Source organism: Arthrobacter sp. Y3221159, from assembly GCF_059089885.1.
The window spans coordinates 43,649-59,772 of the sequence record NZ_JBNHFC010000014.1 but is presented as its reverse complement, the minus strand read 5'-3'; the positions used below and the strand labels follow the sequence as shown (position 1 = coordinate 59,772).

Genomic DNA, 16,124 nt, shown 5'->3' with positions numbered 1-16,124 from the left:
GGCGGCACCCGTTGGGGTGCCGCCGGCCGCGTTTAAGCTGCCGCTCCGGGCTGTAAAATTAGCCTAATGAGCTCCCCCGACCTGACCCCTGAGGAAATCCAGGCCTGCCTCAAGGTCCTGAACACCATCCACGCCTATGACGAGGAGCACCCGGACTACGTCTCGGTGCGCCGCGCCACCGGGAAGATGTTCAAGGCCGTCAAGCGGCACCGCCGGGTCACCAAGCGGGACCTCATCGCCGAAGCCGACCGCGCCGTCCTCGCCCAGACGGCAACCGCCGCACCGGACAGGATCGACGACGAAACACGCGGCAACAAGCTCGCTCCCTCCGCCACCGGGAAAGTGGCCGGGCACCTCATCCGGTCCCGGCCGTGCTACATCTGCAAGCAGCACTACACACAGGTGGACGCCTTCTACCACCAGCTGTGCCCGGAGTGCGCTGCCTTCAGCCACAGCAAACGCGATGCCCGGACCGACCTGACCGGCCGCCGTGCCCTGCTGACCGGAGGCCGGGCAAAGATCGGGATGTACATTGCGCTGCGGCTGCTGCGCGACGGCGCCCACACCACCATCACCACGCGTTTCCCCAAGGATGCCGCCCGCCGCTTCGCTGCCATGGAGGACAGCGGTGACTGGCTGCACCGGCTCCGCATCGTGGGCATCGACCTCCGCGACCCCGCGCAGGTTATGGCCCTCACGGACTCCCTCAACGAGGCAGGCCCGCTGGACATCATCATCAACAACGCGGCGCAAACCGTCCGGCGCTCCGGCAATGCCTACAAGCCGCTGGTGGATGCCGAGGACGAGCCCCTCCCCGCCGCGTTGGAGCGGGCCAACGGCGGTCCGGAGCTGCTGACGTTCGGCCACGCGCACGACAAACACCCTTTGGCACTGGCCGGCAGCGTCACGGAGCATCCCGTCCTGGCCGGTGACGCCATCACGTCACTGGCGCTGTCCACGGGCTCGGCTTCACTGGAACGCATCGCGTCCGGGACTGCAATCGACGCCGGCGGACTGGTGCCGGACCTCGCCACGATCAACAGCTGGACCCAGGTGGTGGACGAGGTGGACCCGCTGGAGATGCTGGAAGTGCAGCTCTGCAACGTCACAGCCCCGTTCCTGCTGGTCAGCCGGCTGCGGGAAGCCATGAGACGGTCCACTGCACGGCGCAAGTACATCGTCAACGTCTCCGCCATGGAAGGCCAGTTCTCCCGCGCCTACAAGGGCCCGGGCCACCCGCACACCAACATGGCTAAAGCCGCGCTGAACATGATGACGCGGACCAGTGCGCAGGAAATGCTGGAGACGGACGGGATCCTGATGACCGCCGTCGATACCGGGTGGATCACCGACGAGCGCCCGCACTACACCAAGGTCCGGCTCATGGAGGAAGGCTTCCACGCCCCGCTGGACCTCGTGGACGGCGCCGCCCGGGTCTACGATCCCATCGTCATGGGTGAGGCCGGAGAGGACCAGTACGGCGTGTTCCTGAAGGACTACAAACCCAGCCCCTGGTAGCGGTAAGCTCGCGGCATGAACGCCGAGCCAGCCTCCACTGAACAGCCGCCGTCCGCCGTGCAGAACCTCGAACACCATGAATGCTGGGCCATGCTCCGGACGGTATCCGTCGGCAGGCTCGCCATTGTGGCTGACGGGCGCCCGGACATCTTCCCCATCAACTACGCCGTGGACGGCGGCACGGTGGTTTTCCGCACCGGCGAAGGCACCAAGCTGTCCGGTGCCTCGGGCGACTCTGCCGTGGCGCTTGAGGCCGACGGCGTGGATCCCTCGACGGGCATGGCGTGGAGCGTGGTGGTCAAGGGCACCTCTGCAGTGGTCAGGGGCACCGAGGACGTCCTGGACACCGCCCGGCTGTACCTCTTTCCCTGGCAGGCTGGGCACAAGGACGCCTTTGTCCGGATCACGCCGGACAGCGTGACCGGCCGCCGGTTCAAGGTGACCGAACCCTTGACGTGGTGGACCCAGCACAGCAGCGCTGCAAAGTCCTCGCCGGAATAATCCGGCCAGGGACCCTGAGCTGGGCCGCGGGCGTGGTCAGGCGAGCTGGGTGATCTCCACGCTCACGCTCAGGGCCGAACCGCCGCCGCCGGACAGGATGCCCTTGAGCGGGGAGACGTCGCGGTAGTCCCGCCCCCGTGCCACCGTGACGTGGAAATCGCCGGCGGGCTTGTGGTTGGTGGGATCCCAGCTCCGCCACTCCCCGTCCCACCACTCCAGCCAGGCGTGGGACTGTCCGGCGACAGTTTCCCCGATGCCGGCGCTGGAGCGCGGGTGCAGGTAGCCGGAGACGTAGCGGGCCGGTATGCCGCAGCTGCGCAGCGCCCCGATCGCAAGGTGGGCCAAGTCCTGGCAGACGCCCTGGCGCTGGCCCCAGGCCTCTTCTGCGTTGGTGGTGACGCCGGTGGAACCGGACATGTACGTCATCTCGCCGCGCATCCACGCAAAAATCGCCATGGCGGCCTCGTGCGGGTTCTTGCCGGCAACCACCTGCGGGATGATTCCCAGGACCTCCCCACCGGGGCCGCTGAGCCGGGACTGCGGCAGCCAGTCGCTGAACGTGTTCAGGGTTTCCGGCGACGCGAGGACGTCCCAGCCCACGATGTCCGCCTCGGACGGGATCTTCTCGGCCCGGTGCACCTCGACGGTGATGTTGGAGACCACCTCCAGGTGCTCATGCGGCATCTGCATGTCGAAGGCCGTGACCCTGGTGCCCCAGTAGTCGCGGTAGGTGCTGACGGCCGCCTGCGACGGCGAGACCTTCACCACCGATTCCAGAACCACCTGCTGGGAGTCCGTTAACGGCGTCATCCTGGCCTCGTTGTAGGACAGGGTGACGCGCTTGTTGTACTTGTACGCCGTCTTGTGGGCGATGCTCAGCCGGGTCATGAAACTTCTCCCACCCAGGCCAGTTCGTCCGCCTGATTGAAGTACTTACGGGAAATGGCGTCCGAAGCCTGGGACACTGCCTTCTGCACGCGCTCCATGTGTTCGGGCAGCTCGGACATGAGGTCGTCGGTGCGGTGGAACTCAAGGAACGTGCGGGCCTGGCCAACGATGCGGCGGGCATCGTTGATGAAGCCCACCCGCTGTGCGGAAGGATCGAGTTTGGCCAAGCATTCGTCGGCGTCGCGCAGGGCATAGACGATGGAGCGGGGGAACAGCCGATCCAGCAGCAGGAACTCGGCCGCGTGCTGGTCGCCGAAGGCCGCCCGGCGGGTCCGGAGGAAGGACTCGTAGGCGCCCGCGCAGCGGAGCATGTTCACCCAGGACATGCCTGCGGACAGCACATCCCGGGTGGACAGCATCCGGGCGGTCATGTCCGCGCGTTCCAGGGAGCGGCCGAGCACCAGGAACAGCCAGCTCTCGTCATGGCTCACGGTGGTGTCCGCCAGGCCGCTGACCATGGCGGTGCGTTCCAGCGTCCAGTTGCAGAACCGGTAAGTGCCCACCACGTCCTTGCGGTGCTGGCTCAAACCGTAATACGTGGTGTTGAGGCTTTCCCAAAGGCCGGAGGACACTGTTTCGCGGGCACGCCGTGCGTTCTCGCGGGCAGCCCCGAGGGAGCCGGCGATGGACGTGGCGCTGGTCTTGTCATACGCCAGGGCGTGCAGGAGTTCCGGCAGCCCGAAGTCCTCGTTCTGCGGCCGGGCGCCCATGACGGCCAGGAGTTCCTGAGCCACGCTCTTGCGTTCTTCCATGGGCAGGTGGTTCAGCCGCTCCAGGTGGACGTCCAGGATGCGTGCGGTGCCGTCCGCACGCTCCACGTAGCGGCCGATCCAGAACAGGGATTCGGCAATTCGGCTAAGCATTCGCGGCTACCTCCTGCGGGCCCGAAAAGGGAAAAGACTTCTGCCGGGTTGCATCCCGGCTCACTGCTGCTGCTCCGACTGGCGGTCGCGCCAGTTGCTTTCCACCGGCCACACGGAAACCCGCTCGCGCACCGAGATGGACGGCCGGGGAACGGTTTCCACCGGCATCTGCGGCGAATCGGCCAGGACCCAGGTGTCCTTGGAGCCGCCGCCCTGGCTGGAATTCACGATCAGCGACCCTTCCTTCAGCGCCACCCGGGTGAGCCCGCCGGGCAGCACCCAGACGTTGTCGCCGTCGTTCACTGCGAAGGGGCGCAGGTCCACGTGGCGGGGACCGAACTTGTCGCCGCTGAGGGTGGGCACGGTGGAGAGCTGGAGCACGGGCTGGGCGATCCAGCCGCGGGGATCGGTGATGATCCGCTGCCGGAGCGCGTCCAGCTCGTCCTTGGAGGCGTCCGGGCCGATCACCAGGCCCTTGCCTCCGGAGCCGTCCACCGGCTTGACCACCAGCTCGGCAAGGTTGTCCAGGGTGTACTCCCGGGCCTCCTTCTCCTCGAGGCGGAACGTGTCAACGTTCGCGATGATGGGCTCCTCGCCGAGGTAGTAGCGGATCAGGTCAGGAACGTAACTGTAAACCAGTTTGTCGTCCGCGACGCCGTTGCCCACGGCGTTGGCGATGGTGACCCCGCCGGCGCGGGCGGCGTTGACCAGGCCAGGGCAGCCGAGCATGGAATCGGCGCGGAACTGCAGGGGGTCCAGGAAGTCGTCGTCGATCCGCTTGTAGATGACGTCCACGCGCTGTTCACCGGCGGTGGTGCGCATGTACACACGGTTTCCGCGGCAGATCAGGTCCCGGCCCTCCACCAGCTCCACGCCCATCAGGCCCGCGAGCAGTGTGTGCTCGAAGTAAGCGCTGTTGAACACGCCGGGGGTCAGGACCACCACGGTGGGGTCGTCGACGCCGGCCGGTGCCGTTTTGCGCAGGGCCGACAGGAGCCGGCGCGGGTACTCCTCCACCGGGCGGATGAGCTGCTGGCCGAACGCCTCCGGCAGGCCCTTGGCCATGGCGCGGCGGTTTTCCAGGACGTAGCTGACGCCCGAGGGGACGCGAACGTTGTCTTCCAGGACCCGGAACGTCCCGGCAGCGTCACGCACGACGTCGATACCGGAGATATGCACCCGGACGCCGCCTGCGGGCTCGAAGCCGTGGACCTGCCGGTGAAAGTGCGCGCTGGTGGTCACCAGCTGACGGGGGATCACGCCGTCGGACACCACGGTCATCTTGTCGTACACGTCGTTGAGGAACGCCTCCAGCGCGCGCACGCGCTGCGCGACGCCGCGTTCCAGGACATCCCACTCGGCGGCGGGGATGACCCGCGGCACGATGTCCAGCGGGAAGGGGCGCTCCTCCCCCGCGAAGTCGAAGGTGACACCACGGTCCAGGAAGGTGCGCGCCATCGAGTCGGCGCGGGCACTGACATCAGCCAGGGAGAGCTTACGGAGTGCGTCTGCCACCTGCCCGTACGAGTCCCGTGCCTGCTGGCCTGGGGCGAACATCTCATCGTAGGCTCCGGTCCGGGCTGCGGCCTCGGAGTACTCCTGGAATAGGTCTGGCATGCCCAATAGCCAACCATCTTTTTGTTTCGAACTCATAAACCGGCCTTCATTTGGCGTGTTGGCCGTGGCCGCCGGTTCGCTGTTTCCGCGCCGCATCCGGCACAGTAGGGAGGTGCCTGTCAGCAGAAGCCATCCAGCGCCCGGTGAGGGACAGCCCCGCCGCGCTGACCGGCTGCTCCCTGGGCTGGCCACCGCCGCGGTGGCCCTGGTGGCCGCATTCCTGGTCCACGCGGTGGTTCCGGTCCTGCCGGCGATGACCATGGCCGTGGTGCTGGGAGTCCTGTCGGCGAACCTTCCACTGGCGGGTGTGTGGACCGCGGGACGGGCAAGGCCGGGCCTTGATTTCGCCGGCAAGCACCTGATGCGCGGCGGGATTGTCCTGCTGGGGCTGAAGGTCAGCGTCATGGACGTCCTGGGGCTGGGCTGGCTTTCCCTGGTCCTGATCACCGGGGTGGTGGCGGCGAGCTTCGGCGGCACCTACCTGATTTCCCGGCTCTTCCGGCTGCCACCCGTGACGGCGCTCCTGGTGGCCACCGGGTTCTCGATCTGCGGCGCCTCAGCCATCGGCGCCATCGCCGCCGTGCGGCGCATCCGGCATGTGGACACTGTCCTTCCGGTGGCCCTGGTGACGCTGTGCGGGACGCTCGCCATCGGCGTCCTGCCCCTGCTGGTGCATCCGCTCCAGCTCACCGCTCCCGTCTTCGGCGCCTGGACCGGCGCGTCCGTGCACGACGTCGGCCAGGTGGTGGCCACGGCGCAAACCGCAGGCACCGCGGCGCTGGGCATCGCCGTCGTCGTCAAGCTCACCCGGGTCCTGCTGCTGGCACCGGTGGCCGCCATGGCCGGCACGCACCAGCGCTTCTCGGTCCGCCCGGACAGCGACGGGACGGACGCCAAGCTGCCGCCGGTGGTGCCGCTGTTCGTGCTCGGCTTCGTGGCGATGGTGGGACTCCGGTCCACGGGCTGGGTATCCGGTGAGTGGCTGGAAGCGGGGGCGGTGCTGCAGGATGTCCTGCTGGGCGCGGCGCTGTTCGGACTGGGCTCGGCCGTACGGATCCGGACCCTGCTCCTGACCGGCGGGCGGGCGCTCCTGGCGGCCCTTGCGTCGTGGCTGCTGATTGCCGCCCTGGGACTCGCTGCCGCCCTGCTGATTGCCCGCTGATCCGCGCCCCGGCACCGTGATTAGATAGCTGGGTGTCGAATCAGAATCTGCAGCGCGATGAGGCTGCCGCACGGTCAGCCCTGATCACCACCACCAGCTACGACGTTTCGCTGGACGTGCGGCAGGCGGCGGATCCGGACGTCCCGGGCTACACCAGCCGCAGCGTCATCACCTTCTCCGCCGCAGAGGCCGGCACGTCAACTTTCCTGGACTTCATCGGCGGCGGCGTCCACAGCGTGTTCCTCAACGGCAAGGGCCTGCGGGTGGAGGACGTGGTGGACGGGCCCCGGATCCGGCTGGACAACCTGCAGCTCGAGAACCAGGTCACCGTCACGGGCACCGCCCTGTACAGCCGCTCCGGCGAAGGGATGCACCGCTTCGTGGATCCCGCCGACGGGCAGTGCTACCTGTACACGCAGTACGAACCGGCCGACGCCAGGCGGGTCTTCGCCAACTTCGAGCAGCCCGACCTCAAGGCCACGTTCACGTTCCACGTCATGGCGCCGGCGGACTGGCAGGTGGCATCCAACGGGGTGGAAACGGCACGCACCCTGCTCACCAGTGACCCCGCCACCGCCCGCTGGGACTTCGCCACCACGGAGCCGATGTCCACCTACATCACCACCGTGCTGGCCGGACCCTATTTCAAGGCGGAGGACCGCTGGCAGGCAACGCTCGACGACGGGTCCTCCCTGGACGTCCCGCTGGCCCTTTACTGCCGGGCGTCCATGGCGGAATCCTTCGATGCGGACGAGCTGTTCCGGCTGACCAAAAACGGGCTGGACTTCTTCAACCGGCTCTTCGCCTACCCCTACCCGTGGGGCAAGTACGATCAGGCGTTCGTGCCGGAGTACAACCTGGGCGCCATGGAGAACCCCGGCCTGGTCACCTTCACTGACAGCTACGTGTTCACGTCCCGCGCCACCGACGCCCAGTACCAGGGACGCGCCAACACCCTTCTGCACGAAATGGCGCACATGTGGTTCGGCGACCTGCTGACCATGCAGTGGTGGGACGACCTGTGGCTGAAGGAATCCTTCGCCGACTACATGGGCACCCTGGGCGTGGACCGGGCCACGAATTGGGATAGCGCCTGGGTGAACTTCGCCAACAAGCGCAAGGCCTGGGCGTACGTCCAAGACCAGCTGCCCACCACGCACCCCATCGTGGCGGACATCCCCGACCTTGAAGCGGCCAAGCAGAACTTCGACGGCATCACCTACGCCAAGGGCGCCTCGGTGCTCAAACAGCTGGTGGCGTACGTGGGTTTTGACGCCTTCATCGCAGGCTCGCGGGAGTACTTCCGCAGGCACGCCTACTCCAACACCACCCTGGCGGATCTCCTGGAGGCACTCAGCGCCGCCTCCGGCCGGGACCTGAGCGATTGGGCACGGCAGTGGCTCCAGACCTCGGGCATCTCCCTCCTCGCCTTGGACATCACGTCGGATGCAACGGACGACGGCGCCATCGGCAGTGCGGCTATCGTCCAGGAGGCGGCGGACCCGGTCACGGGACGGGACGAGCCCCGGCCGCACCGGCTCCGGGTGGGGCTGTACGATTTCGACGCTTCCGGCGCCCTGGTCCGCACCGGAAGCGTGGAAACCGACGTCAACGGCTCCTCGACGCCCGTTCCGGAACTGGCGGGCAAGCCGCGGCCTGCGCTGCTGCTCCTCAACGACGACGACCTGACCTACGCCAAAGTCCGGCTTGATCCGGTCTCCCTGGACACTGTCCTGGAGTCACTGGACAGGATCACCGACCCCATGGCGCGGGCCCTGTGCTGGACGGCGCTGTGGAATTCGGCCCGGGACGGGGAAAGCCCGGCCGCACACTACGTGGACGCGGTGGCAGCGTTCGGCCCCGCAGAAACCGGGATCGGGGTCCTGCTGAACATCCTCGAAAACGCCTGCACCGCCGTCGAACGCTACACGCCCGCTGCCGGACGGGAGGGCGTACGGTCCCCGTTCCTGGCGGCTGTCAATGCTGAGCTGGACCGTGCCGTCCCCGGGTCCGACCACCAACTGGCATGGGCCAGGACGGTGGGGACGCTCAGCAGGCATGACCCCGCCCTGCTCCCCCGCCTGCGCGGGCTGCTGGACGGCTCGGCACCCGTCGAGGGCCTGGCGGTGGACGCCGAACTGCGCTGGCATATATGGCACGCACTCGCCGCCAACGGCCAGGCAACCCTTGCCGAACTCGATGCCGAACTGGCGCGGGACACCACCGCTTCCGGGCGTGCCGGCCACGCTACAGCGGTGGCCGCCCGGCCGGACCCTGCCGTCAAAGCCGCCGCATGGCAGGAAGCCGTCCACGGCAACGCACTCTCCAACCAACTGCTCAGCGCCACCATCAGCGGCTTCACCACCGCCCCGGCCGGCCTCCTGGATCCGTACGTGGAACCGTATTTTGAGTGCCTGCGCGGCGTGTGGGACGGGCGGAGCATCGAAATCGCCAGCAGGATTGTCCGCGGCCTGTTCCCCCTGAACCAGGACCTGGCGGAGGGCATGGAACCTGCAGACCACCCGGTGCTCCGCAGGACCGACGAATGGCTGGCTGCGCATGCCGACGCCCCGCGGGCGCTGCGCCGCATCATCGTGGAGCAGCGCAGCCACCTGCTCCGGGCACTCACCGCACAGGCCGCCGTCGTGGTTCCATCCCGCTGACTAGGGAACCCGGTGGAGCCATTCCTCGGTGCCGAACTTCGTGGCCACGCGCTCGCGGGCCAGGGACAGTTCATTCTCGGTGAGTGCTGAGGTGGTGGCCCCGTAGCGCCCGGTGAACACCTCCGCCATGGCCTCGATGATCGCCGTCCGGGCCAGGCCGGTCTGCCGGCGGAGCGGGTCCACGCGCTTCTTTGCGCTGCGGGTCCCCTTGTCCGAGAGTTTCTCCTTGCCGATCCGGAGTACCTCCACCATCTTGTCCGCATCAATGTCGTAGCTCATGGTGACGTGGTGCAGCATGCCGCCGTTGGCGAGCCGCTTCTGCGCCGCGCCGCCGATCTTCCCCTGGTCCGTGGCGATGTCGTTGAGCGGCACGTAGAAGGCCGTGATGCCCAGCTTCTCCAGCGCTGCCATGACCCAGGCGTCCAGGAAGGGGTAGGAGTCGGCGAAGCTGAGCCCGTCAACGAGCGTCTGCGGCAGGTACAGCGAGTACGTGATGCAGTTGCCGGCCTCCATGAACATCGCTCCCCCGCCGCTGATCCGGCGGACCACCTTGATGCCGTGCTTTGCCACGCCTCCGGGGTCCACCTCGTTCCGGACGGACTGGAAGCTGCCGATGACCACGGACGGCTCCTGCCAGTCCCAGAACCGCAGGGTGGGGTTGCGCCGGCCGGCACCGACTTCCTCGGTGAGGACCTCGTCCAGGGCAACGTTGATCTCGGTGGGCAGGACTGTGGGCCGGATGACGTCCCAGTGGTGGTCGGTCCAGGAGGTGGCCTTGGCCAGCGCCCGGCGCACTGTGACGGCCACGGCGTCGGCGGAGAAGCCGAACAGGGCTGCCTCCGCCGGAAGCGCTGCTGTGACGGCCGCGGCGAGCTCGGCGGCAGGCGTGGTTTCAGGCAGGCCGGTCAGCGCACGGTTAATGGCCAGCAGGGCCTCGTCCGGTTCCAGGAAGAAGTCGCCGCTGATGGAGACGTCCACCAGGCGCCCGTCTGCCACCGACAGGTCCGCCACCACCAGTTTCCCGCCCGGCACCTTGTACTCGCCGTGCAGGTTGTTGCTGGAATCAGGATGCGGAAGGGGGTGCTGGCTCATGTCCTCCATCCTGCCGCAGATGGGCCTCCGGTGTTAAAGCAGGAAGGCCCGCACCGTTGCCGGTGCGGGCCTTCCGAAGAAGCTTGGAGGAAGAATTACTTCTTGCCGCCGAAGCCCTTGAAGCGAGCGTTGAAGCGCTCGACGCGGCCGGCGGAGTCCATGATGCGCTGCTTGCCCGTGTAGAACGGGTGGGACTCGGAGGAGATTTCGACGTCGATGACCGGGTAGGTGTTGCCGTCTTCCCACTCGATGGTCTTCGAGGAAGAAACGGTGGACTTGGTCAGGAACTTCGTGCCGGAAGCCAGGTCGTTGAAAACAACAGCTTCGTACTTCGGGTGGATATCAGACTTCATAATGGGACCTTTGTTCACGCGCTGGATTTTGCCAGCTGCCAGGTATGAATGGGATGGTTCCTGCCGGGGCCGAAACGGAATCGGCAGGACAACCAGCTATCAATCATACCGGACGTCAGTGGTGCTGACGAACCGGCTACGTGCGTGCCCGCAGCTCCCAGAAGGCCACGGCCGACGCCGCAGCGACGTTGAGCGAATCCACCCCGTTCCGCATGGGGATCTTCACGGCGAGGTCGACGGCGGCAAGCGTCACCGCGCTCATTCCGGCGCCTTCGGTGCCGAGCACCAGGGCGAGCCTGTCCGGGTTCCGCGCCGCCACAACGTCTACGTCCTGGGCATCCGCCGTGAGCTCCAGGGCGGCCACTTCGAAGCCGTGGTCCCTGAGGACCTGGAGGTCCTGCGGCCAGCTGTCCAGCCGGGCCCAGGGAACCTGGAACACCGTCCCCATGCTGACCCTGACACTCCTGCGGTAGAGGGGGTCCCCGCACCGCGGCGAGACCAGGACGGCGTCGATGTCCAGGGCGGCGGCGGACCGGAAGATGGCGCCCACGTTGGTGTGGTCCACGATGTCCTCCAGCACGGCAACCCGCCGGGCGCCTGCGAGGAGTTCAGGCAGCGGGACTGGGGCCGGACGGTGCATGGCGGCCATGGCGCCCCGGTGCAGGTGGAAGCCGGTGATTTCCTCGAGCAGCGCCGCCTTGCCGATGAAGGCCGGGACGCCGGGGTAGGCGTCAAGGACGTCTTGCAGGTCCTCAAGCCACTTCTCGGCCAGGAAGAAAGACCGCGGCTGGTGGCCGGCGGCGAGGGCACGGCGGAGGACGCGGGATGATTCGGCGATGTACATGCCCTCCGCCGGCTCGCGGAGCTTGCGCAGGTGGACGTCGGTGAGCTGCGTGTAGTCGGACACCCGGGGATCGTCCGCGGACTCAAGATAGTGGATTGTCACCGGGCGATTATTTCAGGAGATTCGCGATCAGGAATCCCAGTGCCACCAGGCCCAGGACCAGGATCACGGCGCGCAGCACTGTCGGTGCGAGCCGGCGGCCTATCTTCGCCCCGAGAAGACCGCCAATGCTTGAGCTGACGGCAATCAGCAGCACCACCAGCCAGTTGATCCGGTCGAAGGCAAAGAGCAGGTAGGAGACGGCGGCCACCAGGTTGACGCCCAGCACCAGGATGTTCTTCATGGCGTTGGCGTTCTGCATGGTGCCGGTGAGGAAGACACCCAGGATCCCCACCAGCAGGATTCCCTGCGCCGCCACGAAGTAGCCGCCGTAAACCCCGGCAAGGTAAACCAGCGCCACTAGAAGGACACCGTGCTGTTTGTCCCGCACTGCGTGCTCGGGATTCTCTTCACGGGACCGGACCCAGGCTTGCAGGCGGGGCTGGAACACCACCATCAGGAGTGCCAGGACAATCAGCACAGGGGCGGCGTAGTGGAAGACCTGTTCCGGCAAGTGCAGGAGCAGCCAGGCGCCTGAAACGCCGCCCAGCAGCGACGCCGGCAGGAGCCGCATCAGCTGCCGGCCGCGGCCCTTCAATTCCCGCCGGTATCCGAAGGCTCCCGCGGCGCCGCCGGCCACAAGCCCCATGGCGTTGCTCATGGAAGCGACCACCGGTGTGATGCCCAGTGCGATGAGCACCGGGAACGTCACCAGCGTGCCGGAACCCACCACCGCATTGATGGTGCCGGCCCAGAGGCCGGCAACGGACACAAGGATGCTGCTGAGCAGGTCCAACGTGATGTTTGCCGCTTAGCGGCGCGCGGTGGCGGTGTAACGGCCCGCGCTCTCCATGACATCAAGGTCGAGTCCGAACGTGGTGCTGAGGTGCTCATCGGTGAGCACTTCGGTGATCGGGCCTGCGGCAACCACGCCGCCGTCACGCAGGAGCATGGCATGTGTGAAGCCTGGCGGGACTTCCTCCAGGTGGTGGGTCACCAGGACCATCGCCGGCGCCGCCTCGTCGCTGGCCAGTTCGCCGAGCTTGTGCACCAGCTCCTCGCGGCCGCCGAGGTCCAGACCGGCGGCAGGCTCGTCGAGCAGCAGCAGTTCGGGGTCCGTCATGAGGGCACGGGCGATCTGGACGCGCTTGCGTTCGCCTTCGGACAGGGTGGCAAAGGTCCGGTTCAGCAGCGGGCCCATCCCCCACTCGTTCAGCAAGCGGAAGGCGCGGCGTTCATCGTCCCGCTCGTAGCCTTCCCGCCAGCGCCCGGTGACGCCGTAGGCGGCGGTCACCACAACGTTGAGGACGTTCTCGTGTTCGGGGATCTGGGTGGCGAGGGCTGCCGAGGAAAGGCCGATGCGGGGGCGGAGCTCGAACACATCAACGCGGCCCAGGGTCTCGTCCAGGATGCCGGCGGTTCCGCTGCTGGGGTGGAGCCGTGCGGCTGCGATCTGCAGGAGGGTGGTCTTTCCGGCACCGTTGGGGCCCAGGATGACCCAGCGTTCGCCTTCATTGACTTCCCAGTCAATCTTGTCCAGCAGGGTTTTCTTACCTCGGACAACACTGACGGAAGACAATTCCAGAACATCACTCATAGGAGTAGACACTAGGACAAAAAAGAGGCCGACTGATAACCGGTGGCCGGGTGCCGAAACACCGCGTCCACCACCGGGATTGCGCAGTTGCGGGAGTGTGCGCAATGAATGCAAAGGACCCGGCAGCGGCTCGATAAGATTGCAGGCATGACTTCGAACGTGACTGCGGTCAGCTATGGCCAAAATATGACTCCAAACGGGCTGGAGCAGCTGCGTTCCGTTCTGGCCGCGGCCGGCGCCGCAGTGCTGCGGGAAGACTCCCTGGGTGACGAGCGTTACCGCGTGCAGGTGGCGGAACTGGCCCTTCCGGATGCCACCGCCGCCGGCCTCGCCGCCCTCCGCCGGACCGTGGCCGAAGCCGGCATCGAAGGCCAGGACACCGCCCTTGTTCCTGTCGGCCTGCGGTCCGCCCCGCGCAAGCTGCTGATCATGGATGTGGATTCCACCCTGATCCAGCAGGAGGTTATCGAGCTCCTCGCAGCGTATGCCGGCAAATTCGAAGAGGTGGCCGCCGTAACTGAAGCCGCCATGCGGGGCGAACTGGACTTCACCCAAAGCCTGCACGCCCGCGTGGCCGTACTGGCGGGGCTGCCGGCCGACGTTGTCCTTTCCGTCCGGCAGGAAGTGAAACTCAGCGAAGGGGCCGCCGAGCTCGTGGCCGCGTTCAAGGCGGCAGGGCATGTGGTGGCCGTGGTGTCCGGCGGCTTTAACCAGATCCTGCAGCCGATCGCTGAGGAATTGGGCCTGGACTACTGGCAGGCGAACGAGCTGGAAATCGTTGACGGCGTGCTGACCGGCAAAGTGCTGGGTGCCGTGGTGGACCGCGCTGCCAAGGAGAAATACCTGCGCGAATGGGCGGCCGCCGAGGGCATTGCCCTGGAGCACACGGTGGCCGTGGGCGACGGCGCCAACGACCTGGACATGCTGGGGGCGGCCGGCATCGGTGTGGCCTTCAACGCCAAACCCGCCGTCCGGGCGGTGGCGGACGCCGCGGTCAACATGCCGTACCTCGACGCGGTCCGGCACGTCGCCGGCGTCTGAACGTCTTTCAATAACGCAAGAGAAGAAGGAGCCGGTGCGGGTGCACCGGACTCCTTCTTCTTTGGCTCGTTGGGCTACTGCTGCGCGCCCTTGCCGAAGTAATCTGCGCCGCCGGCGTACTCGGTGTGGCCGGATTCGACGTCGGCGGTCGCCATTCCTGCCACCACCTGCGCGAACTCCTCCACGGAGTACAGCTTGCCGGCCTCTGCGCGGCGGGCCTCGATGGCGCCGGGCGTGGAGCGGTCCAGCAGCGTGGCGGTGACGGTGCCCTCGATCATGTCACCGGACACCACCACCAGGGAGATGCCCTTCTCAGCCAGGCTGGGGATGAGCTCGCGCAGGGCGTCCTCGCCGGCACGCTTGCTGCGGGCCACGGGCTCGTAGGCGGGCATGGTGGGGACGCTGTTGATGAAGTGCGCCTGGTGGCTGGTCACGAAGACCACGCGGGAGCCTTCCTTCATCAGCGGCACCGCGGCGTTGAGCATGTTCAGCTGGGCGTCGCGGTTCAGCTTGAGCGCGTAGTCCTCACCCATGCCGGTTTCCATGCCGCCGGAGGCGTTGAGGACCAGGATGTCCAGGGAACCGAAGTTCTCCATCGCCGCGGAAGCCAGGGCCTGGACGCCTTCCTGGGTGGTGAGGTCCGCGCCCACGGCCACGGCGCGCCCGCCGTCGGCCTCGATCCCCTGGACCACCTTGTTGGCGCGGGGCGCCTTCTGGCGGTAGTTCACCACGACGGCGGCGCCCTCGCCGGCGAGGATCTTGGCTACCTCAGCACCGATGCCGCGCGATGATCCGGTGACGATGGCGGTCTTGTTGTCCAGCAGTCCCACAGGGGCTCCTTTTTGTTCGATACGTCTAAATCCATGAAGGCCTGCTGTCCATCATGCCAGCGGCCGGTGCCGATTCCGTTGTCCGGGTCCCACAAAGAAGCCCCGCAGGGCTAGTTTGACGGGAGGGGTCAGTGGCCCATCCCCAGGCCGCCGTCCACCGGGATGACCGCGCCGGAGATGTAGGCGGCCTCGTCGCTGGAGATCCAGCGGACCACGTTGGCTACCTCGGACGCCTCGGCGAACCGGCCCGCCGGGATGCTGGCCAGGTAGTCCTTCTGGGTGGCTTCGGGGAGCTCGGCGGTCATGTCCGTGTTGATGAAGCCTGGGGCCACCACGTTGGCGGTGATGCCACGGGACCCGAGCTCGCGGGTCAGGGAGCGGGCGATGCCCACCAGGCCTGCCTTGGAGGCGGAGTAGTTGATCTGGCCTGGGGCGCCGTAGAGGCCGGAGACGGACGAGATGAGGACAACACGGCCCTTGCGGAGGCGGATCATGCCCTTGGAGGCGCGCTTGATCACACGGAAAGCACCGGTGAGGTTGGTGTCGATGACGGACGTGAAGTCGTCCTCGCTCATGCGCAGCAGCAGCGTGTCCTTGGTGATGCCGGCGTTGGCCACCAGAACCTCAACGGGGCCGTGGGCGGCTTCGACCTCCTTGAAGGCTGCGTCCACGGATGCCTCGTCAGTGACGTCCGCCTTCACGCCAAGGATTCCGTCCGGCAGCTGTGACTCGCTGCGGTAGGTCACGGCAACCTTGTCCCCGTTGGCCAGGAATGCCTCGGCGATGGCCAGGCCGATGCCGCGGTTGCCGCCGGTGATGAGGACGCTGCGGGGGGCGGAAACTGCTTCAGTCATTAAGACACTCCGGAATTCTGCGGCACGCTGCGCCGCGGTAGCAAAGGTGGGATGGACTGCCTACGATCTTATCGCCAGCTCCGGCGCGGGTTTGGGTGGCACTGCCGATGGTGAGAGAATTGATGCAAGCCTTTGGAGCGTG

Annotated in this window: 15 protein-coding genes; 5 read left to right on the top strand and 10 right to left on the bottom strand. The window is 67.1% G+C overall.

Annotated features, from left to right (window positions below):
- Positions 1-66 precede the first annotated feature (66 nt).
- Together AC5RT3_RS14955 and AC5RT3_RS14950 are read left to right on the top strand one after the other, a co-directional pair.
- Positions 67-1,518, top strand: coding sequence for an SDR family NAD(P)-dependent oxidoreductase (locus AC5RT3_RS14955; protein ID WP_494124570.1), 1,452 nt, complete (start codon positions 67-69; stop codon positions 1,516-1,518).
- Between the two features lie 15 nt (positions 1,519-1,533).
- A complete protein-coding gene (locus tag AC5RT3_RS14950; RefSeq protein ID WP_494124569.1) occupies positions 1,534-2,019 on the top strand; it encodes a pyridoxamine 5'-phosphate oxidase family protein in 486 nt (161 codons plus the stop codon).
- Positions 2,020-2,055: 36 nt separating this feature from the next.
- Here the strand turns inward: AC5RT3_RS14950 and AC5RT3_RS14945 are convergent, their stop codons facing one another.
- The 3 genes from AC5RT3_RS14945 to AC5RT3_RS14935 are packed head-to-tail and all read right to left on the bottom strand — an operon-like array spanning position 2,056 to position 5,447.
- Complete coding sequence (locus AC5RT3_RS14945) at positions 2,056-2,907, bottom strand: transglutaminase family protein (protein WP_494009145.1); 852 nt, start codon at positions 2,905-2,907, stop codon at positions 2,056-2,058.
- Positions 2,904-3,830, bottom strand: coding sequence for an alpha-E domain-containing protein (locus AC5RT3_RS14940; RefSeq protein ID WP_009358288.1), 927 nt, complete (start codon positions 3,828-3,830; stop codon positions 2,904-2,906). The genes AC5RT3_RS14945 and AC5RT3_RS14940 overlap by 4 nt, the downstream gene beginning before the upstream one ends.
- A gap of 60 nt (positions 3,831-3,890) precedes the next feature.
- A complete protein-coding gene (locus tag AC5RT3_RS14935; protein ID WP_494124568.1) occupies positions 3,891-5,447 on the bottom strand; it encodes a circularly permuted type 2 ATP-grasp protein in 1,557 nt (518 codons plus the stop codon).
- 112 nt (positions 5,448-5,559) lie between these two features.
- On the opposite strand from AC5RT3_RS14935, the gene AC5RT3_RS14930 reads away from it, so the two are divergent.
- Together AC5RT3_RS14930 and pepN are read left to right on the top strand one after the other, a co-directional pair.
- On the top strand, positions 5,560-6,609 hold the full coding sequence (locus AC5RT3_RS14930) for a YeiH family protein (RefSeq protein WP_494124567.1): 1,050 nt from the start codon (positions 5,560-5,562) through the stop codon (positions 6,607-6,609).
- Positions 6,610-6,641: 32 nt separating this feature from the next.
- Positions 6,642-9,272 (top strand): aminopeptidase N, encoded by a 2,631-nt coding sequence (gene pepN, locus AC5RT3_RS14925; protein WP_494124566.1) that lies wholly within the window; start codon positions 6,642-6,644, stop codon positions 9,270-9,272.
- Here the strand turns inward: pepN and lplAB are convergent, their stop codons facing one another.
- The 5 genes from lplAB to AC5RT3_RS14900 form a co-directional block, all read right to left on the bottom strand.
- Positions 9,273-10,364, bottom strand: a complete 1,092-nt coding sequence (lplAB, locus tag AC5RT3_RS14920; protein WP_494052315.1) for a lipoate-protein ligase LplAB — start codon at positions 10,362-10,364, stop codon at positions 9,273-9,275.
- 95 nt (positions 10,365-10,459) lie between these two features.
- Positions 10,460-10,717 (bottom strand): type B 50S ribosomal protein L31, encoded by a 258-nt coding sequence (locus tag AC5RT3_RS14915; RefSeq protein WP_066275740.1) that lies wholly within the window; start codon positions 10,715-10,717, stop codon positions 10,460-10,462.
- 136 nt (positions 10,718-10,853) lie between these two features.
- A complete protein-coding gene (locus AC5RT3_RS14910; protein WP_494124565.1) occupies positions 10,854-11,663 on the bottom strand; it encodes a TrmH family RNA methyltransferase in 810 nt (269 codons plus the stop codon).
- A 7-nt stretch (positions 11,664-11,670) separates the two neighbouring features.
- The gene (locus tag AC5RT3_RS14905; RefSeq protein ID WP_494052313.1) at positions 11,671-12,456 is read right to left on the bottom strand and encodes a sulfite exporter TauE/SafE family protein; all 786 of its coding nucleotides are present in this window, start codon (positions 12,454-12,456) and stop codon (positions 11,671-11,673) included.
- A gap of 15 nt (positions 12,457-12,471) precedes the next feature.
- Complete coding sequence (locus AC5RT3_RS14900) at positions 12,472-13,257, bottom strand: ABC transporter ATP-binding protein (protein WP_494052312.1); 786 nt, start codon at positions 13,255-13,257, stop codon at positions 12,472-12,474.
- 147 nt (positions 13,258-13,404) lie between these two features.
- On the opposite strand from AC5RT3_RS14900, the gene serB reads away from it, so the two are divergent.
- Positions 13,405-14,298 (top strand): phosphoserine phosphatase SerB, encoded by an 894-nt coding sequence (gene serB, locus AC5RT3_RS14895; RefSeq protein ID WP_494052311.1) that lies wholly within the window; start codon positions 13,405-13,407, stop codon positions 14,296-14,298.
- A 74-nt stretch (positions 14,299-14,372) separates the two neighbouring features.
- Here the strand turns inward: serB and AC5RT3_RS14890 are convergent, their stop codons facing one another.
- Positions 14,373-15,128 (bottom strand): SDR family oxidoreductase, encoded by a 756-nt coding sequence (locus AC5RT3_RS14890; protein WP_494009122.1) that lies wholly within the window; start codon positions 15,126-15,128, stop codon positions 14,373-14,375.
- A 128-nt stretch (positions 15,129-15,256) separates the two neighbouring features.
- Positions 15,257-15,982: a beta-ketoacyl-ACP reductase gene (locus AC5RT3_RS14885; protein ID WP_009358277.1), complete on the bottom strand. Its 726-nt coding sequence runs from the start codon at positions 15,980-15,982 to the stop codon at positions 15,257-15,259.
- Between the last annotated feature and the right edge of the window lie 142 nt (positions 15,983-16,124).